This window comes from Arthrobacter sp. 49Tsu3.1M3 (assembly GCF_900168135.1).
Classification (GTDB): domain Bacteria; phylum Actinomycetota; class Actinomycetes; order Actinomycetales; family Micrococcaceae; genus Arthrobacter.
The window spans coordinates 1-1,443 of sequence record NZ_FUZD01000049.1; the positions used below are offsets into that span (position 1 = coordinate 1).

The 1,443-nt window shown below is 63.7% G+C and carries 1 protein-coding gene; it reads left to right on the forward strand.

Features of this window, described 5'->3' with window-relative positions; translation table 11 throughout:
* A partial coding sequence (locus B5X90_RS20880; RefSeq protein WP_143264867.1) for an ATP-binding cassette domain-containing protein occupies window positions 1-309 on the forward strand: 309 nt, incomplete at its 5' end.
* Window positions 310-1,443 lie beyond the last annotated feature (1,134 nt).

The window sequence follows — 1,443 nt, forward strand, 5'->3', positions numbered from 1 at the left end:
GGCGGCCAGCAGCAGCGCGTCGCGATTGCCCGCGCCCTGGCCATGGACCCCGAGCTCATGCTCTTCGATGAGCCCACGTCCGCGCTCGACCCGGAACTCGTCGGAGATGTGCTGAACGTGATGAAGGACCTCGCCAAGTCCGGCATGACGATGATCGTGGTCACCCACGAGATCGGCTTTGCCCGGGAGGTCGGGGACCGCCTGACCTTCATGGACGGCGGCATCGTCGTCGAGTCCGGCGACCCTCGGGAGGTCCTGGCCAATCCCCAGCACCCCCGCACCAAGGAATTCCTCAGCCGCGTGCTGTAACGCTCAAAATCGGCGGGGAGCCCTCCGAAATCGCGTCGGATGCGGTTCGTGGGTCCGGAGGCCTGACCCGTGTTGTGCTGCAACACTCTACGTCACGGCGCACGCGGGCTGGTCGCTCGAGCTCCAGCCCGAGACAGGGCGGGACGGCGGCACGGTTTGCGAGGGGCGTCCTCGGGACTGGCTGCCGCCAGGTCATCGCTTACGGTCAGCATCCGGCGCCTACGGAGGCCTCTAAGGGATATCGGTGCCTGGGCGGAAGGACGGGGCGAAGCGAGCCGCTTCGCGTGCCACCGCCGGCAGCCCGCTGACGCCCTCGTGCATGATATCTACGACGGGTCCTTCATGGGTCAGCCCGCAGCGGACCACTTCGGCAAGCCACTTCTCTACACACTACACACCCCGCATAGACCGAATTCGGTGAACCAAAAGAGTCTTCTTTCATGAAGGAACATCTGACTTGGCCGTCCTCTGTGCGGCTGGGAAGGGCCGCTCTCTGAGGACTGGGTTCCGTGGAGAAGCGAACGCAGCTACAAGGAAAGAAAAATGCTCTGGATGGCCCTAAAGAGGAAATTCCTGGGCCCACGGCGATCAGCCTGCGCAAATTGGGCAGTTTCCGCTCATTCTGGGGAGCTCCGTGGGGCGTCCCCCCGTCGGGCTCCTGGTGATGGCCCCGTTCGCGAGCGTGCTCGTGGTCGGGTTCGACCTTACGAGTATCGCGGACGTGTGAGCCTACCCGTGTCCAGATGAGTGAGATTCCAAAAAATGGTCCCTCTGATCCCGGCGGGGGACTTGGTGGGAACGACGTTCCCGCTGATGCCTTCTCTCGCATTGTTACCCCGGATCTGGTGAAGTATCAGGTCCGGAGTCCAGACCTGGCGCTCCCGAAGTTCCCTCAGCACGTCATGACCTGGTTGGCGTCGGCGCGCGCGAGGCAAGGAGTATGTCATTCCTGCCTTGGCGTCAGTGTCTCCTGGTCCGGTGCCCCGGTGGGTCAGTCCTGATCTCGCGGTTCGGTCTGTGGTGGCTCCGATGCGGCGGGGGAGTCCGGCGCGTTTTGTTGTTCTGGCGTGTTTTCGTCTTGGAGTTCGCTGGAGTATGGGGCGCGGCTTCGGGGGATGTCGTCGATGAGTTCGT